Origin of the sequence: Sporosarcina sp. P26b, from assembly GCF_002743245.1 — a bacterium.
In the GTDB taxonomy this organism is placed as follows: domain Bacteria; phylum Bacillota; class Bacilli; order Bacillales_A; family Planococcaceae; genus Sporosarcina; species Sporosarcina ureae_C.
In genome coordinates, this window is record NZ_PDYW01000055.1 from 1 (window position 1) to 2,391 (window position 2,391).

A 2,391-nucleotide genomic window follows, 5' to 3' on the forward strand; every position below is an offset into this window, starting at 1 on the left:
TATTTCATCCGAATGCTATCCTGCTCTTCACTAAATGTAAGAATTTCGCTGCGATGAAGAAGACGATCTAGGATTGCAGTAGTCAGAGTTGGGTCACCCAAGAACTTTCCCCATTCACCTGGCCCCTTATTTGAGGTCAAAATAAAGGCTGCCGTGTCATATAGTTCGTAAATGAATTGGAAGAATAAATGGGCCTCCTGTGGCTCATAAGCCATATACATGACATCATCGATGATAATTAAGTCAGATTTCTCAATTCGCTTGTACCTAGTTTTGGATTTAGCCACATATTCTTTTGTCTTCAATACGTAAATCAAACGATCCATCGAGATGAAGGATACTTGATATCCTTGTTCAATCGCATGAATACCTAAGGCGGTTGAAAGATGGGTCTTGCCGACGCCTGTCGGCCCCATCATGATTAACGTAAAGCACTCCTCAAGCCAAGATAATTCCTTCAATACCTGGAGTTGTTTTAGACCAATTGCGGTCTGTTCTTCTAAACGAAAATTTTCAAGTGTCAGAAGTTCAGGAAACTCTGCCCACTTCATCAGTTTCTCGGTATTCTTTTGTTCTCGGCAGCCCACTTCATAGCTTAGAAATTCATGAATAAACTCATGATAAGTCCAGCCTTTTGCTTCTGCCTCTCTTAATAGGGTAGGCAGCTCTTTAGCCGACTCTGCGAGTCGAAGGGCCCTGCATTTATCCTGTAAGGATTCGTAAGGGGGTTTCATCATGAATCACCTCCTTGAAGAACGTGAAGATAAATATCTTCCTTCCGTTCAGGAGCGACCAGGTTCATGTACTTTTCATTTAATTGAGTTTCCTTGATTGGATTCATTTTGCTTTGAAGCTCTAGTGAAAATGCGATATCCCGCAAATCATTGGCGCTAGTGAGCTTCAAACGTTTCATTTCTTGAACTGCCTCGTCTATAAAGTCTGGATATTTGAGGCCTACAGAAAGGACAATCTGCAGTTGATCAAGTAAGTGACGCGGATAGCGCTCAGTCAACTCTTCGATCAACCACTTGGTAGAACTAGAATCTGCGAGTAGTTGCTCCACTTCATGAATAAGCTTATTCCGTTTTGTGTGGCTGCTTTTTTTGTGGGAAGGATCTGAAATAACTTGCCCCTTCCCTTGAGAAATCTTATGCTTTGCAAGCACTTGACCACCTTGCTGAAGACGGATTAGGAGCTGTCCATCTAATGTATCGACATAAGCGATATTAGGAGCGTCTTTACGGTACGTACCGGCAGGTACGCTGTATCGATTACCGTCAAAGCGTATGACATTGTCTTTGTGTATTTGTCTTGTTATACTGGAAGTATAGATATCTTCAAAAATATAAGTCCCTGAGACCTTCGTGAGGTGTTCCTTTTCCAGAGTGTACACATCCACGGGTCTCTTTTTTGTATTGTGATGCACTTTATAATTTCCAGTCCGCTTAAGCCATTTTAAGCATGCTTGTTGCCAATCAACCAGATTGTCAAAAGTACGGTTCTTTGCGAAATTATATTTTACGTATTTCACTACTTGCTCAATTTTCCCTTTAGATTCTGGGTCTGCTTTTCGACAGAGGTAGATTTTGAATTTCCTTTTTTGATGATACTTTGTAAATTCAGCTGTAAGAATAAGATCTCCTGCATTTTCACTGATGGCCAATAAATGATCCTGATCATAGACAATTTCCTTAGTCATCCCCTTAAAATAATCAAAAGCGTTCTCATGCATCCTGATCAAATCGGTTGTTTTGAAAGGTCGGTCTAACCACTCCACATATTTATAGCGTGAATGGGCCAGGACAAATGCAATAAAGTACAGTTTTTTATATTTCCCATCCGTAGTTAGCTGTCTGGTCTCTCCAAAATCCACTTGGATTTGCTTTCCTTTGGGCATTTCAGGAACTGCCATGTAACTTCTTTCCACATTGAACTTCGGCAGACAATGCAACTCTCGAAGTTCATTAACAAAATTACGAACGGTTCCTTCTGTCACGGAGTCCACTTCTAACTTCTCCTGCAACCAATCAAATATCTGTGCCCCAGAAAGATCGGGATGCTCCTTTAACCATTCAAGTATTTGATCTCGATAGGGATCCAACTTCTTACTTCTAGTCTGTAAAGACAAAGTGAATTTAAAGAATTCATCTGGTTTCATTTTTCCGTAATCAATCACCCTATTTCTAGAAATCTTAAGCTTTCTGGAGATTGCACTATTAGAGAATCCTTCTTTACGCAATCTATGTATTTCATTGTAAACCATCCACTTTTCCACTTCCTATTCCTCTCTTTCTATAGACTAGCTTCAGTATATAGAAAGTAGATTTATATTGGAAAACTGTTGATTCTTATTTGTTGGAAGCTGTTGAATCTAGTTTAACGTTTACAATT

Annotated in this window: 2 protein-coding genes; both read right to left on the minus strand. The window is 39.9% G+C overall.

Annotated elements, in window-relative coordinates:
- Positions 1–734, minus strand: a 734-nt coding sequence (istB, locus tag CSV69_RS16380) for an IS21-like element helper ATPase IstB (protein WP_099693989.1), incomplete at its 3' end; no start/stop codon positions are given.
- On the minus strand, positions 734–2,275 hold the full coding sequence (gene istA, locus CSV69_RS16385) for an IS21 family transposase (RefSeq protein ID WP_233192417.1): 1,542 nt from the start codon (positions 2,273–2,275) through the stop codon (positions 734–736). The genes istB and istA, both read right to left, overlap by 1 nt.
- Positions 2,276–2,391 lie beyond the last annotated feature (116 nt).